The organism is Mesorhizobium sp. M0802 (genome assembly GCF_040320115.1).
Classification (GTDB): domain Bacteria; phylum Pseudomonadota; class Alphaproteobacteria; order Rhizobiales; family Rhizobiaceae; genus Mesorhizobium.
This window is the reverse complement of record NZ_JAMYOY010000012.1, coordinates 98,702-115,361: the sequence shown is the minus strand read 5'-3', so window position 1 is coordinate 115,361 and position 16,660 is coordinate 98,702. Positions and strand designations below refer to the sequence as shown.

16 protein-coding genes are annotated in these 16,660 nt (G+C 64.7%); 10 read left to right on the top strand and 6 right to left on the bottom strand.

The window, feature by feature from the left end; genetic code table 11:
- Positions 1-446 precede the first annotated feature (446 nt).
- The gene (locus NKI10_RS18140) at positions 447-2,894 is read left to right on the top strand and encodes a bifunctional diguanylate cyclase/phosphodiesterase (protein ID WP_352861266.1); all 2,448 of its coding nucleotides are present in this window, start codon (positions 447-449) and stop codon (positions 2,892-2,894) included.
- Here NKI10_RS18140 and tlpA read toward each other — a convergent pair.
- Positions 2,891-3,583: a thiol:disulfide interchange protein TlpA gene (gene tlpA, locus NKI10_RS18135; protein ID WP_023824696.1), complete on the bottom strand. Its 693-nt coding sequence runs from the start codon at positions 3,581-3,583 to the stop codon at positions 2,891-2,893. The genes NKI10_RS18140 and tlpA overlap by 4 nt on opposite strands.
- Positions 3,584-3,617: 34 nt before the next feature.
- Between tlpA and argH the strand changes: the two genes are divergently transcribed.
- The 3 genes from argH (at position 3,618) to lysA (ending at position 6,626) form a co-directional block, all read left to right on the top strand.
- The gene (gene argH / locus NKI10_RS18130) at positions 3,618-5,018 is read left to right on the top strand and encodes an argininosuccinate lyase (protein ID WP_023826257.1); all 1,401 of its coding nucleotides are present in this window, start codon (positions 3,618-3,620) and stop codon (positions 5,016-5,018) included.
- 68 nt (positions 5,019-5,086) lie between these two features.
- Complete coding sequence (locus tag NKI10_RS18125; protein ID WP_023673325.1) at positions 5,087-5,293, top strand: hypothetical protein; 207 nt, start codon at positions 5,087-5,089, stop codon at positions 5,291-5,293.
- 64 nt (positions 5,294-5,357) lie between these two features.
- The gene (lysA, locus tag NKI10_RS18120; protein ID WP_352861263.1) at positions 5,358-6,626 is read left to right on the top strand and encodes a diaminopimelate decarboxylase; all 1,269 of its coding nucleotides are present in this window, start codon (positions 5,358-5,360) and stop codon (positions 6,624-6,626) included.
- A 20-nt stretch (positions 6,627-6,646) separates the two neighbouring features.
- Here lysA and NKI10_RS18115 read toward each other — a convergent pair whose 3' ends face one another.
- Positions 6,647-6,949, bottom strand: coding sequence for an ArsR/SmtB family transcription factor (locus NKI10_RS18115; RefSeq protein WP_023694025.1), 303 nt, complete (start codon positions 6,947-6,949; stop codon positions 6,647-6,649).
- Between the two features lie 50 nt (positions 6,950-6,999).
- Here NKI10_RS18115 and NKI10_RS18110 point away from each other — a divergent pair, with 50 nt between their 5' ends.
- The 3 genes from NKI10_RS18110 to NKI10_RS18100 all read left to right on the top strand — a co-directional run bounded on the left by NKI10_RS18110 (position 7,000) and on the right by NKI10_RS18100 (position 11,081).
- Positions 7,000-7,941 (top strand): threonine/serine dehydratase, encoded by a 942-nt coding sequence (locus NKI10_RS18110; protein ID WP_352861261.1) that lies wholly within the window; start codon positions 7,000-7,002, stop codon positions 7,939-7,941.
- A gap of 138 nt (positions 7,942-8,079) precedes the next feature.
- Complete coding sequence (locus tag NKI10_RS18105) at positions 8,080-10,668, top strand: TIGR02302 family protein (RefSeq protein ID WP_352861259.1); 2,589 nt, start codon at positions 8,080-8,082, stop codon at positions 10,666-10,668.
- A 41-nt stretch (positions 10,669-10,709) separates the two neighbouring features.
- A complete protein-coding gene (locus NKI10_RS18100; protein WP_023685340.1) occupies positions 10,710-11,081 on the top strand; it encodes a glyoxalase superfamily protein in 372 nt (123 codons plus the stop codon).
- Here the strand turns inward: NKI10_RS18100 and NKI10_RS18095 are convergent.
- Entirely contained in the window at positions 11,078-11,941 is an 864-nt protein-coding gene (locus NKI10_RS18095; RefSeq protein ID WP_023704318.1) for a LysR family transcriptional regulator, read from the bottom strand. The genes NKI10_RS18100 and NKI10_RS18095 overlap by 4 nt on opposite strands.
- 226 nt (positions 11,942-12,167) lie before the next feature.
- On the opposite strand from NKI10_RS18095, the gene NKI10_RS18090 reads away from it, so the two are divergent.
- The gene (locus NKI10_RS18090) at positions 12,168-13,118 is read left to right on the top strand and encodes a DMT family transporter (RefSeq protein ID WP_023748501.1); all 951 of its coding nucleotides are present in this window, start codon (positions 12,168-12,170) and stop codon (positions 13,116-13,118) included.
- 6 nt (positions 13,119-13,124) lie between these two features.
- Here NKI10_RS18090 and NKI10_RS18085 read toward each other — a convergent pair whose 3' ends face one another.
- From NKI10_RS18085 to NKI10_RS18075, 3 genes are all read right to left on the bottom strand, one after another.
- Positions 13,125-13,496, bottom strand: a complete 372-nt coding sequence (locus NKI10_RS18085; RefSeq protein WP_352737981.1) for a response regulator — start codon at positions 13,494-13,496, stop codon at positions 13,125-13,127.
- Between the two features lie 63 nt (positions 13,497-13,559).
- Complete coding sequence (gene hpt / locus NKI10_RS18080) at positions 13,560-14,102, bottom strand: hypoxanthine phosphoribosyltransferase (protein ID WP_023673315.1); 543 nt, start codon at positions 14,100-14,102, stop codon at positions 13,560-13,562.
- A gap of 23 nt (positions 14,103-14,125) precedes the next feature.
- Positions 14,126-14,761, bottom strand: a complete 636-nt coding sequence (locus NKI10_RS18075; protein WP_352861256.1) for a hypothetical protein — start codon at positions 14,759-14,761, stop codon at positions 14,126-14,128.
- A gap of 180 nt (positions 14,762-14,941) precedes the next feature.
- On the opposite strand from NKI10_RS18075, the gene ftsE reads away from it, so the two are divergent.
- Positions 14,942-15,601 (top strand): cell division ATP-binding protein FtsE, encoded by a 660-nt coding sequence (gene ftsE, locus NKI10_RS18070; protein WP_023685344.1) that lies wholly within the window; start codon positions 14,942-14,944, stop codon positions 15,599-15,601.
- The gene (locus tag NKI10_RS18065; RefSeq protein ID WP_023704319.1) at positions 15,594-16,583 is read left to right on the top strand and encodes a cell division protein FtsX; all 990 of its coding nucleotides are present in this window, start codon (positions 15,594-15,596) and stop codon (positions 16,581-16,583) included. The genes ftsE and NKI10_RS18065 overlap by 8 nt, the downstream gene beginning before the upstream one ends.
- Positions 16,584-16,660 lie beyond the last annotated feature (77 nt).

Below are 16,660 nucleotides of genomic sequence, written 5' to 3'. Positions count from 1 at the left end.
CGCTCCCGCGAACGCAATATGTGTCGCTGATGACAATCGGACAACGGATTTGTTGCTGTTTCGTGAATTTCATACCCGGCTAACTTCGCGCCCCCTCGCCTTGCAACGAGGACAGAGAGAAATGCCAAGCCGGCTCAGCGATAGAATGGGGAATGGTGGGCCTGCAAGGATCGCCGACCGCCCAGCGATGCGTGAAGGGCCCGCGTGACAGCGCCACGCACCTGCACCGTGCGGCCGCCATACCGGCGCTCGGCCAGATCGAGATCGGCCGAGCGGCATCGCGCCAGGCGCTGCTGTAACCGTGCGTCTGGAATGAGACAGGATCGCCGCAAGGTACAACCCGAAAAACCCGCTGTAGTTGTAGTTCGCATAACCGATTCTTCGTCAAGCGCGACATACTAATCAAGTGGACGGCTTGATTGCTGTGGGAGAGCAGGTGGGGCGAGATGCTGACGGTCTATAATTGTATCGTGCATGAGCACGATCTGAGACTGGTCGCACTGGCAGCGCTCATTTGCGGTATTTCTTCCTTCTCGGCGGTCAACCTGCTTCGCCATGTCGACCGCTCGAGCGAGCGCAACCGCTATACCTGGCTGATGATAGCAGCCACTTCCACCGGCTTCGGTATCTGGGCGACGCATTTCATCGCAATGCTTGCCTTTTCCCCTGGAATCCCCAACGCCTACAATACGGAAATGTCGGCGCTTTCGCTCGCCGGTTCCGTCGCCCTGACCGCCGCGGGCATGTGGATCGCCACCTTGCGCCGGGGCATCGACTACCCTCTGGTCGGCGGCGCGGTCCTCGGCGCTGGTATCGCCGCCATGCACTATATCGGCATGGCCGCCTTCGAGGTCGAAGGGCGCATCGTCTGGAACCCGCTGCTGGTCGGCGTCTCGGTGCTGACAGGCGTCACCCTCGCCGCGCTGGCGCTGCTGGTCGTGTTGCGACGGCCGTCCATGCAGGCCACAATCGCCGCCGCCATCCTGTTGACGCTGGCGATCTGCAGCCTGCACTTCATCGCCATGGGCGCGGTGTCGATCTTCCCGGACTCCTCCATCGAGATATCGCAGTTCACGGTCGAACCGGTGTCGCAGGCCTTCGCCGCCGCTGCAGTCAGCATGGCTATCCTGGTGCTTTCAGCCGCAGCATTGTGGATCGACCTTCGCTTCCGGCGTCACAAGCTCGAGGCCGAGCGCATGCACGGCCTCGCCAACGCCGCCGTCGAGGGGCTGATCGTCTGCGACGGCGCCCGCATCGTCAGCGCCAATGACAGCATCGCGGCACTCACCGGCATTGCGCCTGAAGTGCTGAACGCGATGCTGCTTGGCGACCTCTTCGGCGAACGCACCGCGGCCGGCATGTCCGACTGCAGCGGACAGGCACAGGAAGCAGAGCTCAGAGCCCATGACGGCGCCACCATCCCCGTCGAACTTATCGCCAGAAGCATCGACTATTGCGGCAAGCGGCACAGCGTGGTCGCCGTGCGCGACATCCGCGAACGCAGGAAGGCCGAGCAGGAGATCCTGCGCCTCGCCCATTTCGACCCGCTGACCGGGCTCCCCAACCGCCGCAGTTTCTCCGGCCGGCTTGAGGCCGAAATTGCCGCAATGGACCGCGGCGGCAAGGGTGGGCATCTTGCGCTGCTGCTGCTCGACCTCGACCGCTTCAAGGAAGTGAACGACCTGTTCGGGCACGGCGCCGGCGATGCCATGCTGCAGAAGGTGGCGCTATGCGCCTCCGCCGTGCTCCGCCACGGACAGATGCTGGCGCGTCTCGGCGGCGACGAGTTCGCCATCATCGCTCCGAACCTTCCCGATCCGCAGGCGGCCGGCCGCATCGCCGAGGCGGTGCTGGCTGCCATGCGCGAGGAAAACCGGCTGTCGGTCGGTGGCGGCCTGGTATCGGCCAGCATCGGCATTGCACTTTATCCGCTCGACGCCGATGAGCCGACAATCCTGGTCAGCCACGCCGACACCGCGCTCTATCGCGCCAAGGCCGAGGGCAAGGACACCTACCGTTACTTCGAGGCCTCGATGGGCGCCGAGGCGCGAGACCGGCGCGTGATGGAGCACGAACTGCGCCAGGCCATGGCGCGCGATGAGTTTCGCCTCGTCTACCAGCCACAAAAGGAGATCAGCAGCGGGCGGATGGTTGGGTTCGAAGCGCTGATCCGCTGGCATCATCCGCAGCGCGGCGACGTGTCGCCGGCGACCTTCATCCCGGTGGCCGAAGACAGCGGCGTCATCATCCAGATCGGCGAATGGGTGCTGGCGACGGCCTGCGCCGAGGCAGCGCGCTGGAAGAACCCTCTCACCGTCGCGGTCAATGTCTCGGCGGTGCAGCTCCACAATCCGAATTTCAGCCGCAAGGTGCATGAAGTCCTGCTCGGCTCCGGCCTGACGCCCGGCAGGCTCGAACTCGAGATCACCGAAACGGCGCTGGTCAAGGACATGCCGCGCGCGCTGGCGACCTTGCGCCAGGTGAAGGCGCTTGGCGTGCGTGTGGCGATGGACGATTTCGGCACCGGCTACTCCTCGCTGTCCAATCTCCGCGCCTTCCCCTTCGACAAGATCAAGATCGACGGCTCATTCATCAAATCAGTCGACAGCAACGGCCAGGTGGCAGCCATCGTCCGCGCCGTTCTGGGGCTTGGCCGCGGTCTCGGCCTGCCGGTTCTGGCCGAGGGCGTCGAGACGCTGGGCGAGCTGAAATTCCTCGACGCCGAGGCCTGCGAGATCGGCCAGGGCTACTATCTAGGCCGGCCGAGCCCGATCGAGGCGTTCAGCGAACTGACCGGCGTCGCGGCGCCGGCGGCACACGACGACGCCAGCGTCAAACAACGCGGCGGCAGCATCTTGATGCTGCCGCCGGCGGCGGCCCTGCGCTCATCCTAAGGGGCGAGTGCGGCCTCGACCAGGCGCTTGGCATCCGGTCCCGACCATTCGGCCGGTCCGTTCATATGCGCGATCAGGCAGCCTTCGCCGTCGATCAGCATGGTGACGGGGAGGCCTAGCGCCAAGCCACGCGTCTTGACGTCGTTGAACAGCGCCAGCGTCGAATCGCGGTAGTAGCCGAGCGACCCGATGCCGATATCGGCTAGGAACTTCTTCGGCTTCACATCGTCGCCGGCATCGACATTGACCGCGACCACTTCGAAGGCATCGCTGCCCTTTTCCTTCTGCAGCGTATCGAGCGCCGGCATTTCGGCGCGGCAGGGCGCGCACCACGTCGCCCACAGGTTGAGCAGCACGGTCTTGCCGACATGATCGGCGATCGTCATCGGCTTGCCGTCTGGGCCGTTGAAGGCGAGGCTTTTCAGCGATTGCGGCGGATCGGCGGGCAGCAATGCCGCCACCTGGCCGGTGGCCGCGGCGGCAACCTTTTTGGCGCGGTCGCTCTTGGCGGCGCAGGCGACATCGTCCTTGCTGTTGCCCGCGCCGGCCGCAGGTGCGCTGCCGGTGGCTGCGTTGTTGCCAGACCCGCTCTCGCTGACATATACCGCGACCGCGCCGGCCAGCACGCCCGCCAGCAAAGCGGCGAGGATCAGGCGCGGGGCCGGGAAGTATCTGTTACCGTCTGCCATTTTCTAAGACTGCTCCGGAGCACGGGTTATAGCGATGAGCGACAAGAAGGCCAGCAACCAGATGTGGGGCGGACGTTTTGCCTCGGGTCCGGCCGCGATCATGGAAGCGATCAACGCGTCGATCTCGTTCGACCGCAAACTTTATGCGCAAGACATAAGAGGTTCGGTCGCCCACAGCGAGATGCTGGCTGAAACGGGCATTATTTCGGCGGCCGATCAAGAAAAGATCGCTCACGGGCTGAACACGATCCTGAAAGAGATCGAGGCCGGCACGTTCGAGTTCTCGACCCGGCTGGAAGACATTCACATGAACATCGAGGCCCGCCTCGCCGATCTGATCGGCCCGGCCGCCGGCCGCCTGCACACGGCGCGGTCACGCAACGACCAGGTGGCGGTGGATCTCCGGCTCTGGGTCAAGGACGAGTGCTTTCGCGTCGCCGAGGCGCTGAAGGGGCTGATCTCAGCCTTGGTCGACCGCGCCGAGGAGCATGCGGCGACCGTGATGCCCGGCTTCACCCACATGCAGGCGGCGCAGCCGGTGACCTTCGGCCACCATTGCATGGCCTATGTCGAGATGTTTTCGCGCGACCTGTCGCGCGTCCGCGACGCCATCGAGCGGATGGATGAAAGCCCGCTCGGCGCGGCAGCGCTTGCCGGCACCAGTTTTCCGATAGATCGCCACAAGACCGCCAAGGCGCTCGGCTTCCGCGAGCCGATGCGCAATTCCCTGGACAGCGTCTCCGACCGCGATTTCGCGCTGGAGTTTTTGAGCCTGGCGGCGATCTGCGCCACGCATCTATCGCGGCTCGCCGAAGAAATAATCATCTGGTCGACGCCGCAATTCGGCTTCGTAAGGCTGTCGGACAGTTTCTCCACCGGCTCCTCAATCATGCCGCAGAAGAAGAACCCGGACGCCGCCGAACTGGTGCGCGGGAAGACCGGCCGCGTCACCGGTCATCTCGTCGGGCTGCTGACGGTGATGAAGGGCATGCCGCTGACCTATGGCAAGGACATGCAGGAAGACAAGGAATCCGTCTTCGACGCCGCCGAGACGCTCGATCTGATGCTGGCGGCGATGACCGGCATGGTGCGCGACATGACGGTCAATGCCGCCGCCATGAAGAAGGCCGCCAGCTCGGGCCACGCGACCGCGACCGACCTCGCCGACTGGCTGGTGCGAACGCTGGGCCTGCCCTTCCGTGAGGCACACCATGTCACCGGCCGCGCGGTGGCGGTGGCCGAAGAGAAGAAGGTGAGCCTTGAAAAGCTGTCGCTGGAAGATCTGCAGTGGATCAACCCCGGCATCACGGCAGACATCTTCTCGGTTCTGGCGGTGCAGAACTCGGTGAAGAGCCGCACCAGTTTCGGCGGCACGGCGCCGTCGGAGGTCAGGAAGCAGATCCGCAGCTGGAAAAAGCGCATCGCCAAGGCATGATGCCGGGGTGCAATGCGCCTAAAACTCGGTTAAAAGCGCAGCACATAAAGTTTCGGACGGATGGATCGATGACCGCAAGCAGGATTTTGGTGACGCTGACGCTGCTGACGGCGATGGCTGCCGTGACCGCTTGCGGCCGTAAGGCCGGTCTCGACACGCCCTATGAAGCGGCCGTCCAGGCCCGCAAGGACGCCGAGCGCGCCAAACAGCCGGTGCCGCCGGAGCCGGAAAAACCGGTCGTGGACAAGAAGTTCATCCTCGACCCGCTGATCTAGGGCCGATGAGACCGGCTTGGTCTTTCTGGCCAGGTCTCGTGCTCCAACTTCCGGAAACACTCTCGTGAACCATTTCGATTACCGCGACGGCGTGCTCCATGCCGAGGACGTGGCGATACCAGACATCGCCGCAAGCGTCGGCACGCCGTTCTATTGTTATTCGACGGCAACCTTGACGAGGCACTACCGGGTGTTCGCCGGGGCCTTTGCCGGGCTCGACACGCTGGTCTGTTACGCCTTGAAGGCGAATTCCAACCAGGCGGTGCTGCGAACGCTGGCAAAGCTCGGCGCCGGCGCCGACACCGTCTCGGAAGGCGAAATGCGCCGCGCGCTCGCCGCCGGCATCCCGGCCAGCAAGATCGTATTCTCGGGCATCGGCAAGACCGCGCGCGAGATGGATTTTGCGCTCGAGGCCGGCATTCTCTGCTTCAATGTCGAATCCGAGCCGGAGCTGGAGTTGCTGTCGGCCCGCGCCACCGCGCTCGGCAAGGTGGCGCCGGTCTCGCTGCGCATCAACCCGGATGTCGACGCCAGGACGCACAGGAAGATCTCCACCGGAAAGGCCGAGAACAAGTTCGGCATTCCATGGCAAAGGGCGCGCCAGGTCTATGCCCGCGCGGCCGGTTTGCCGGGCACCAAGCCCATCGGCATCGATACCCATATCGGCAGCCAGATCACCGAGTTGCAGCCCTTTGACGATGCTTTCGCGCTTCTGGCGGAACTGGTCGGCGCGCTGCGCGACGATGGCCACGCCGTCGAGCATGTCGATCTCGGCGGCGGCCTCGGCATCCCCTACCGCACCGACAACAGCCCGCCGCCTCTGCCCGATGCCTATGCCGAGATCGTCAGGAAGCACCTGACAAAGCTTGGAGTGAAGGTGATGTTCGAGCCGGGCCGGCTGATCGTCGGCAATGCCGGCATCCTGGTCTCGGAAGTGATCTTCGTGAAGGAAGGCGACGCCAAGAACTTCCTCGTCGTCGACGCCGCCATGAACGATCTGATCCGGCCGACGCTCTACGATGCCTTCCACGACATCAAGCCGGTGGTGCAGCCGCCGGCCGACACGCCGCGCATGGGGGTCGACGTCGTCGGCCCGGTCTGCGAGACTGGCGACTATCTCGGCCTCGACCGTGACCTGCCCCGGCTCAAGTCTGGCGACCTCATTGCCGTCACCACCGCCGGCGCCTATGGCGCGGTGCAATCCGGCACCTACAACACCCGCCTACTTGTGCCTGAGGTTCTGGTCGACGGCGACCGTTTCCATGTCGTACGCCGGCGCCAGACCTATGACGAGCTTATCGGCCTGGATTCGGTGCCCGACTGGCTTGCATAGGAGCCGCCACGGCGGCTGCGCTACAGCCGGTTTTGGATGAGCATCCTTGTGTCGGCGATCCTGTCCTCGTCGCGGCGGTAGAACGTCCATTGCTTGATGCGCTTGGGCCGCAGCAGGCCGGCCTGGGTAAGCACGCGCATATGTTCGGAGAGCGTCGCCTGCGTAATGCCGAGCTTCTCCGCGATCAGCAGCGCGCAAACGCCGTCCTCGACCAGATCGCCGTCTGCCTGGGCCGGGAAATGCGCCTGCGGATCCTTCAGCCAGTCGAGGATCTGCAGCCTGCGTTCATTGGCGATCGCCTTGAAGACATCAACCTCTTGCATTTAGCCATTTTGCCAAGTTACTAATTGCTGTCAATCCCAAGGAGATGGTCATGACGAACGGCAACACCGTCACGCGCGAACGCATTGCCGCGATGGAACCGCGCATCCGCCCCTATATCAGGCACACGCCGGTGCTGCGCGTCGACATGGCCGATTTCGACCGGCCGCCGCTGGCGGTCGACCTCAAGCTCGAATGCCTGCAGCATTCCGGTTCGTTCAAAGCGCGCGGCGCCTTCACCAATCTGCTCGAACGGCCGGTGCCTGCGGCCGGCGTGGTTGCGGCTTCGGGCGGCAATCATGGCGCCGCGGTCGCCTATGCCGCCATGCGGCTTGGCCACAAGGCGACGATCTTCGTTCCCGAAGTCAGCCCACCGGCCAAGCTGCAGCGCATCCGCGGCTACGGCGCCGAACTGATCGTCGGCGGCGCCTGCTATGCCGAGGCGCTGGCCGCCAGCGAGGCTTTTGCCGAAAAGACCGGCGCGCTGCAGATCCATGCCTTCAACCAGGAGGAAACATTGGTCGGCCAGGGCACGCTCGGCCTCGAAATCGAAACCGATCTGCCAGACATCGACACGCTGCTGGTCGCTGTCGGCGGCGGCGGCCTGATCGGCGGCATCGCCGCCTGGTTTGCCGGCCGCATCAGGATCATCGCCATCGAGCCCGAAGGCGCGCCGACGCTGCATCGCGCCTTCGAGGCCGGCCACCCCGTCGATGCGCCGGCCGAAGGCGTCGCCGCCGATTCGCTGGCGCCCAAACGCGTCGGCGAGATGATGTTCCCGATCGCCGAGGCCTTCGTCGAACGCTCCATCCTGGTCACCGACGACGCCATCATTGCCGCGCAGAAGGCGCTGTGGGAGCGGGTGCGTATCATCGCCGAGCCGGGTGGCGCCGCAGCCTTTGCGGCTCTCTTGTCCGGCCGCTACACCCCGGCGCCGGGCGAACGGATCGCGGTCCTGGTCTGCGGCTCGAACACCGATCCCACGAAATTCTAAAGCCTTGCTTTGGCTGAAGTGCAGACGCAAACCCGCCAAAGCTTTTCAAGTTTTCCGGAACCGCCTCGCCTTTGCCGTGTTTGCTGGTAAACTTCTGCTTGTTGAGTCCGGGCTATCCCGCCCGGGCAGGAAGGGCCGATGACGGAACGCCCCATTTCCAGTGGCGATCGCAGCCTGGCCGGGCGGCTTGCCCTGAGCCGGCTGGCGACACGGGTCTCGATGACGGTCGAGCGCGGCTGGCCGCTGCTTCTGCCGCTGCTCATCATCGCCAGCCTGTTTCTCAGCCTCTCCTGGCTCGGCCTTTTCCCCCGGCTGCCTGACATTGCGCGCATTATCCTGGTCACTGCGTTCGGTATTGCCACGCTGGCGGCGCTCTATCCGCTGCGTTTCTTCAAGCTTCCATCCGCCGCTGAAATCGACCGCCGTATCGAGGCCGCCAACCAGCTGCAGCACAGCCCGGTGCTGGTGCAGACCGACCGTCCCAGCGGCAAGGAAAGCATCTTTTCCCAGGCGTTGTGGCGCGAACACCAAAAGCGCATGGCCGACAAGCTCGGCAGCCTTGGCGCCGACCTGCCGCGTACCCGCGTGCCGGAGCGCGATCCGTGGGCATTGCGTGCCGTGGCGGCGCTGCTGTTGGTCACCGCTTTTGCCTTTTCCTTCGGACCGTCCGGCGGCAGGCTGTCCGATGGTTTCAGTGCCCATGCGGCGCGCGACATCGTACCGCCGCGCGTCGATGCCTGGGTGACCCCGCCGGCCTATACCGGCAAGCCGCCCATCTTCTTGACCGCGCCAGTCATCGATGGCAACGCCAAGCAGGCGGTTGCCACCTTCACCGTGCCGCAAGGCAGCGACGTCTCGCTGCGCGTGACCGGCGGCTCCGGCCAGGAAACGCTAAGCTTTGCCGACAAGGGCGGCAATGCTCGCGCCATCGACCCGTCGGGACCACAGGTGGCGGCCGTCAAGGCAGCGGCGGTCAACCCCGCGACCCCCAAGCTGCGCCAGTTCACCGGCAAGCTGACCGCCGACGGCACGCTGACGCTGAAGTCGGGCGAAGCCGATCTCGGTCGCTGGGCCTTCGCGGTGATCCCCGACAAGCCGCCGACGATCCGCTTCGTCGGCGAGCCCAAGCGCGCCGTCAACGGCGCCTTCGAGCTCAACTACCAGATCGACGACGACTATGGCGCGGCCACCGCCAAGGCGGTTTTCGCGCTGGCCGATCCGGCGGCGCCCGATGCGCATCCGCTCTACGGTCCGCCTGACCTGCCGCTGGCGCTGCCGCGCCGCGGCGGCAAGGCGAACGCCGCCAAGACCACCAAGGACCTCACCGAGCACGTCTGGGCCGGCGCCAGCATCAAGCTGTCGCTTGTGGCCACCGACGATGCCGGACACACCGCGACCAGCGAAACCAAGACTATTGTGATGCCGGAGCGGCCCTTCGCCAACCCGCTGGCGCGGGCGGTGGTCGAGCAGCGCCGCCTGCTGGCGCTCGACGCCAATGCCAAGCCGCGCGTGCTCGACCTGATGGACGCCATCACGCTGCGGCCCGAGGACACGTTCGACAACATGTCGCATTACCTCGCCATCATGAGCGCCCGCAGCCGGCTGAAGATGTCGGACAGCGACGATCAGTTGCGCAACGAGGTTGCCTATCTCTGGGAAATCGCGCTCGGCATCGAGGAAGGCAATCTCTCGTCCGCCGAAAAGCGGCTCCGCCAGGCCCAGCAGGCGCTGCAGGACGCCATCAAGCGCGGCGCCAGCGACGAAGAGATCGAAAAGGCGATGAAGGAACTGCGCGAGGCGATGAACGAATTCCTGCAGGAATTCGCCGAGCGCGCCAAGCAGAACCCGAACGCGCCGCAGATGCAGCAGAATGGTCGCGAGCTGCGTCAGAGTGATATCGACCGCATGATGGACCAGATCGAGAACCTGGCGAAGTCGGGCGACCGCGACAAGGCGCAGGAGCTGCTGTCGCAGCTGGAAAACATGATGAACAACCTGCAGGCCGGCCGTCAGCAGCAGGGCGGCGAGCAGGACAGCGAGATGCGCCAGCAGATGGACAAGCTGGGCGAGATCATGCGCCGCCAGCAGGAGATGATGAACGACACCTACCGCATGGACCAGATGCAGCGCGGAGATAATCAGCAGCCCGGCGAAGGCAATGGCGACGACCCGGACCAGCCGGGCGTCGGCAAGGATCGCGATCCTCTCGCCCGGCCGAAGTCGATGACACCGCAGGAATTCGCCGATGCGATGAAGCAGCTGCAGGAAGGCCAGGGCCAGTTGCAGAGCGAACTCGACAAGCTGAAGAAGGGCCTGGAAGGCATGGGCATGCAGCCCAATGAGGGGTTTGGCGACGCTGGCAAATCCATGGGCAACGCCGAAAAGTCGCTTGGCGAAGGCGAAGGCGACCAGGCAGTCGGCCACCAGGGTCGCGCGCTGGAAGCGCTGCGCAAGGGCGCCAAGGAGATGATGAAGCAGCTGCAGGCGATGCAGGGCGACCAGGGCGGCAGCCAGGAAGGCGGCCGCCAACAGGACGCCGGCCGCGATCCGCTGGGCCGACCACGCGCCAGCCGCGGACCCGATTTCGGCGATTCGGTGAAGGTGCCCGACGAGATCGACGTGCAGCGCGCCCGCCAGATTCTCGAGGCGATTCGCAAGCGGCTCGGCAACGCGCTCAGCCCCGACATCGAGCGCAGCTACCTCGAGCGGCTGCTGGAGCTGAAGTAGCCTCCAAGGCAACATCCGTCGAACTGAATGGTATCAGCGCCATGCCGAAACTCGGTGCCGTCACGCCCATCCTGCGCATCTTCGACATCGCCAAGGCACGCGAATTCTATGTCGACTTTCTCGGCTTCAAGGTCGAGTTCGAGCACCGCTTCGACGACAATGCGCCGCTCTACATGGGTGTAATCCGCGACGGCTGTGTCCTGCATCTGAGCGAACATCATGGCGACGGCGCGCCGGGTATAGCCATGCGCATCAAGGTCGAGGACATCGCGGCATTGCACCGCGAACTGATCGGCAAGAGATACCGCTACGCCCGGCCGGGCCTCGAAACCACGTCGTGGCAGACCCGTGAAGTGTCGGTCGGCGACCCCTTCGGCAATCGGCTGCATTTCTACGAGGATGCAACAGACTAAGCCGGCCGGTTGACGAACGCCTCGCGTATTGCTTCCTGCATGCCGTCGATCGCCTCGCCTGAGGCATTGGGGTTGCGATGCATCACCACATTCGAGGAATCGATGTGGCCGAACCCGTCCGCGGCGGTGAGCTCGCGGCAGCCATCCGGAATATTGCTGTGCGAGATCGGCGCGATCGCCAGGCCAGAGGTGACGGCGAGCTTCAGGCCGCCGGTGGTGTCGCTGGTATAGGCGACACGGTAGGCCAGCCCACGCTGCTCAAGCGATTTGATGGCAAAGTCCTTGCACCAGCCGGCCCGGTTGTAGAGCGCGATCGGCACCGGCCGCTCCTCATGCATGTGATGCAGGCTCGATGTCACCCACACTGTCGGATCGTGCATCAGCACCTCGCCGCCGGAAGGATCCTGCCATTCGAACACCACGGCGAGGTCGAGTTCACCGGCGGCTAGCGCCGCCAGCTGGGCGCCGGAATGTGCATAGCGCACGGTGACCTCGACCTTGGTGTGACGCTTCGAGAAGGCGCCGAGCGCGCGCGACAGGATGGCGTGACCATATTCCTCGGGAATGCCGATGCGCACCGGCCCGCCAAGCGGTGCCGCCGCCATCGATGCCGCCGTCTCGTCGAGCAGCGAGACGATGCGGCGGGCATTGACGATCAGCTCGCCGCCACGGCGCGTCAGCGCCACGCCGCGCGAGCCGCGTTCGAACAGGCTGTCGCCGACCAGCTCCTCGAGCTTCTTCATCTGCATCGACACCGCCGACTGGGTGCGCCCGGCCTGCTCCGCCGCCCGGGTGAAATTGCCCGCTTCGGCAATGGCGACGAAGGTGCGCAGGAGATCGCTGTCGAGAGTCGGCCGCATCGAATCCGTCATAAGCAAATTTGATCTCTGGTATCATTCCAATTCGTTTGCAACATGTCAAACGCCGCAGCATAGTCCGCTCACCCATTGGATATGCCGCCGCGAAACCGGCTGCGGACCAATCAAAGAGTCCTCACTCATACCCGCTGCCCAAAACGGTGGCGGGTTCTTTTTACCCCATGGCCGGGCGGCTGCGGGCAGTTAAGGCAAGGGCCGGCAGAACAATATGCGCAACCGGATCGTTCTCGGCATCATCAGCCTGTGCCTTGGCGTGCTGGTGTTCTCGCTCCAGGACCCGCTGGTCAAGGCGGTGTCGGCCGGCTATCCCGTGACCGAGGTGATGTGGATCCGCTCGATCGTCGCTTTGCCGATCCTGGTCGTTCTCGTTCGCGCCGATGTCGGCCTGCGGGCCATCGCCTCGAAGCGGTTCGGCCTGCTGACGATACGCGCCTTCATCCAGTTCTCCTCCTATACGGTCTACTATCTGGCGATCGCTGCCTTGCCGCTCGCCGACGCGGTGGCGCTCTATTTCATGGCGCCCCTGTTCATCATGGCGATAGCCGGGCCCTATCTCGGCGAGCGGGTATCCTGGCAGGCTCTCGCCACCGTGCTGATCGGCATGCTGGGCGTGGTCGTGATGCTGCGCCCGGGCGCCGGCCTGTTCGACTGGGCGGCGCTGCTTTCGTTGGGCTCGGCTTTGCTCTACGGCTTTTCACAGCTGATGGCGCGCAAGATCGGCGACACCGAATCCTCCACCGTCATGGCCTTCTACCAGAACGGCGCCTATCTGGTCGGCGCCGCTGCGGTTGCCGGCACATTCTGGCTTGCCGGCATAACCCATGCTGTCCACCCCAGCCTCGAATTCCTGGTGCGGCCGTGGGTCTGGCCGACGACCCCGGATTTCCTCAAGATGGCGGCCTGCGGCTTCGTCGCTTCGGCCGGCATGATTCTGCTGTCGCAGGCCTACAGGCTGGCGCCCGCCAACCGCGTCGCCACCTTCGAATACACCGGGATTATCTGGTCGCCGCTGTGGGGCTTCCTGTTCTTCGACGAGGTGCCGCGCTCGACCACTGCCATCGGTGCGGCGCTGATCATCGGCGCCGGTCTGCTGGCGCTCAACACCGAACGGCGCCGGAGCGCTGCGCCTGTCCTCGCCGCGTCTCAGGATGTCGCCTGAAGCGTGTCAGGCGAAGCAGGCGAGCGCCTGGTCGACCCGCAAGCGGATTTCGGCCAGCGTGAAAGGCTTTTGCACGACGTCGATAATGACGCCGTTCAATTCCTCGGCGCGCTCGCGCTGGTCGGCATAGCCGGTCATCAGCAGGATCTTCATGTCAGGGAAAAGCCTGGCTGCGGCGATCGCCATCTCGATGCCGTCCATTTCCGGCATGCGGATATCGGAGACGACGAGGTCGTAACCGCCGCCTGCAGCACTGACCATCGCCAGCCCCTGCGCGCCGTCGGCGGCGATATCGATCGAGTGCCCGGCGCGTTCGAGCGCGCGGGCGGCGAGGGTGCGGACGGACTCATCGTCCTCGACGATCAGAAGCTTTGCCATGGGCCGGAATTTGGCGGGCAAAAGTTGACTTTTTCTGAAAATTTGAAGCGTCGGGCCCTTTTCTCAGGCATCGCCTTTGACCACACCGACAAACGGCAGTTCGCGAAAAGCGTGAGCGACGTCCATGCCGTAGCCGACGACGAAGTAATCGGGACAGTCGAAGCCGACATAGTCGGCGTTCAGCTCCGTCTGGCGGCGCATGCGCTTGTCCAACAGCACCGCGATGGCGCAGCTTTTGGCGCCGCGCGACAGCATCAGGTTGCGGGTGAAGGAGAGCGTCTTGCCCGACTCCAGGATATCGTCGATCAGCAGCACGTCGCGGCCGGCGACCTCATTGTCGATGTCGCGCAGCACCCTCACCTCGCCGCTGGTGGTGCCGGCGCCATAGCTGGAAATGAAGATGAACTCGACCTCCGGCGACAGCCCGACATCGTGCATGGCGCGGATCAGATCGGCGGCGAAGATGAACGAGCCCTTCAGCACCGAAATCACCAGCAGGTCGTGATAGTCGTGCTCGGCGATCTCCTTGGCGAGTTCGAGATTGCGCCGCGCGATCGCGGACGCCGAAAACAGGACCTCGATGTCCTTGCCGCGCACAACTGGCATCAACAACCTTTCCAGAGAACCGACTAGCCGGCGAAGGTGACCGCCACGGCCTTGACGCCGTTTCTAGGCACATCGAGGCGGCTGGAAAAGCCGAATCTTTCGCCGGGCGCCAGAGAACGGTTGGATGTCCCCAGAGTATAACGGGTGATGCGGCTGTCATTGCCGGTGACACGTATCTCCAGCGGCGGCAATTGTCCCGCCTTCAAACCGTCATTGACGGCCTCGCCATCCACGAACAGCACCGGGGCGGGTCCTGAGGCGTCGACACGCGACGTGACGCCGGCAATGCTGAGTACGGCGCCCTCCGGCTGTTCGACTGACCAGAACGGCGTCTGGCGCACCAGCGCGTGGCCACCCGAGACCCAGAAGGCGGCAAGCGCCGCACCGATGCCGGCAATCCAGAAGATCGGCCCGCCACGCGATGCCGGCCGCCCGGCTGACGCATCTGATTTGCGCAGCATCTCTATGCCTTCCATCGACGGCGTCGCGATGTCGCGCGCCGGCGTCGGCATGGCTTCTATCAGTGGGATCAGCTGCGGCAGCACCTCATAATCCGCATCGACGATGTCGGTCGCCACAGGCCGCGATTCCGGTGCGACACTTGTCCCGGTCATGATTTCGCCGGAAACCGGGCGCGCGGTTCGTTGCTCAGCCATCATGGCCCCGCTGTTGCCTCTTCGTTTCTTTTGCGTAAATGGAAATGGTTAACGCTTCCCCACCGGAACCCTTGTGACGCACTCAAAAACAGCGAAAATTAACCGACGGTTAACCATGGCGGCCGATGGTCGTTGGACAGAAAGGGCTGGCACGCCGCCGCCACACACCTCAGGTCGTCGCACGTGATCCGCTTCGAAAATGTCGGCCTCCGCTATGGCATGGGTCCGGAAATCCTCCGCGACATCTCCCTGCACATTCCGGAGAGCTCCTTCCAGTTCCTGAGCGGGCCCTCCGGCGCCGGCAAGACGACGCTGCTGCGCCTTCTGTTCATGTCGCTGAAGCCGACACGCGGGCTGATCACCATCTTCGGCAAGGACCGCTCGCGCATCTCGCGCGCTGAACTGCCGCATCTCAGGCGCCGCATCGGCGTGGTGTTCCAGGATTTCCGCCTGCTCGACCACATGACCACCTATGAGAATGTCGCTCTGCCGCTGCGCGTGCGCGGCCGCGAGGAAGCGAGCTACCGCACCGACGTCACCGAACTTTTGAAATGGGTTGGCCTGGGCGAGCGCATGCATGTGCTGCCGCCGGTCCTTTCGGGTGGCGAAAAGCAGCGCGCGGCAATCGCCCGGGCCTTGATCGAACAGCCCGAAATCCTGCTTGCCGACGAGCCGACCGGCAATGTCGACCCGCCGCTGGCGCGCCGGTTGCTCAGGCTGTTCATTGAGCTCAACCGGCTCGGCACCGCGGTGGTGATCGCCACTCACGATCTCGGCCTGATGGAGCAGGTCGACGCGCGCCGCATGATCCTGGCCGGCGGAAGGCTGGATATTTATGACTGAGCTATCGGCCGAACAGCTGCATGAAGACGCCGCCGAGCCCGCGACGACGACGCAGCGCGTCCACCGCCGCATGGCGCCGATCGTGCCGGCGCAGAATATTGCCGGCCGCGCCTTGGTGCTGGTCATCGCCATCATGACCTTCCTGTCCTGCCTGACTTTCGGCGCCGTCACGCTGGTGCGCGACACTGCCTCGGTCTGGGAAAACCAGATCTCGCGCGAGGCGACGATTCAGATCAAACCGGTCGACGGCCTCGACATGGAGGCAGCCCTTGCCCAGGCCTCGCAGATCGTCGGCGAATTCCCCGGCGTGAAGGAAACCCGGATCATCGATCGCGACGCCACCGCGCGTCTGTTGGAGCCATGGCTGGGCTCGGGCCTGAATATCGACGAATTGCCGGTGCCGCGCCTGATCATCGTCACCATCGACGAGACCAGTCCGCCCGACTTTAGCGCCATCCGTGCGGCGCTCACGCCCAAGCTGCCGAGTGCTTCGCTCGACGATCACCGTACATGGGTCGACCGGCTGGTCGCCATGGCCCGCACCACGGTCACCATCGGCATCGCCGTGCTGGTCCTGATGCTGTCGGCGACGGTGCTGACCGTAGTGTTTGCGACGCGCGGCGCTATGGCGGGTAACGGCCATATCATCGAAGTGCTGCATTTCGTCGGCGCCGAGGCGCGCTTCATCGCGCGCGAATTCCGCTGGCATTTCCTGGTCACCGGCATGAAGGGCGCGGCCGCCGGCGGCGCAGCCGCGATCCTGGTTTTCATCGTCTTTTCCTGGTGGTCGTCGCGCAACATGGCAACGCCGCAGGCCGACCAGGCCACCGCTTTGTTCGGCAATTTCGCCATCGGATCGGCAGGCTATCTCGGCGTCGGCCTGATGGTGCTGGTGATCGGCGGACTGACGGCGGCGACCTCGCACGCCACCGTCGTCGCCTATCTCAGCGACATCGATGTCCGCCAGCCGGATGCGGGGTGAACCGTGAGGGCAGAAGCGAAAACAGTTCGGGGGCAAGGACAGGAATGGAAGGGACGATCACGGATCGAAAACCGACG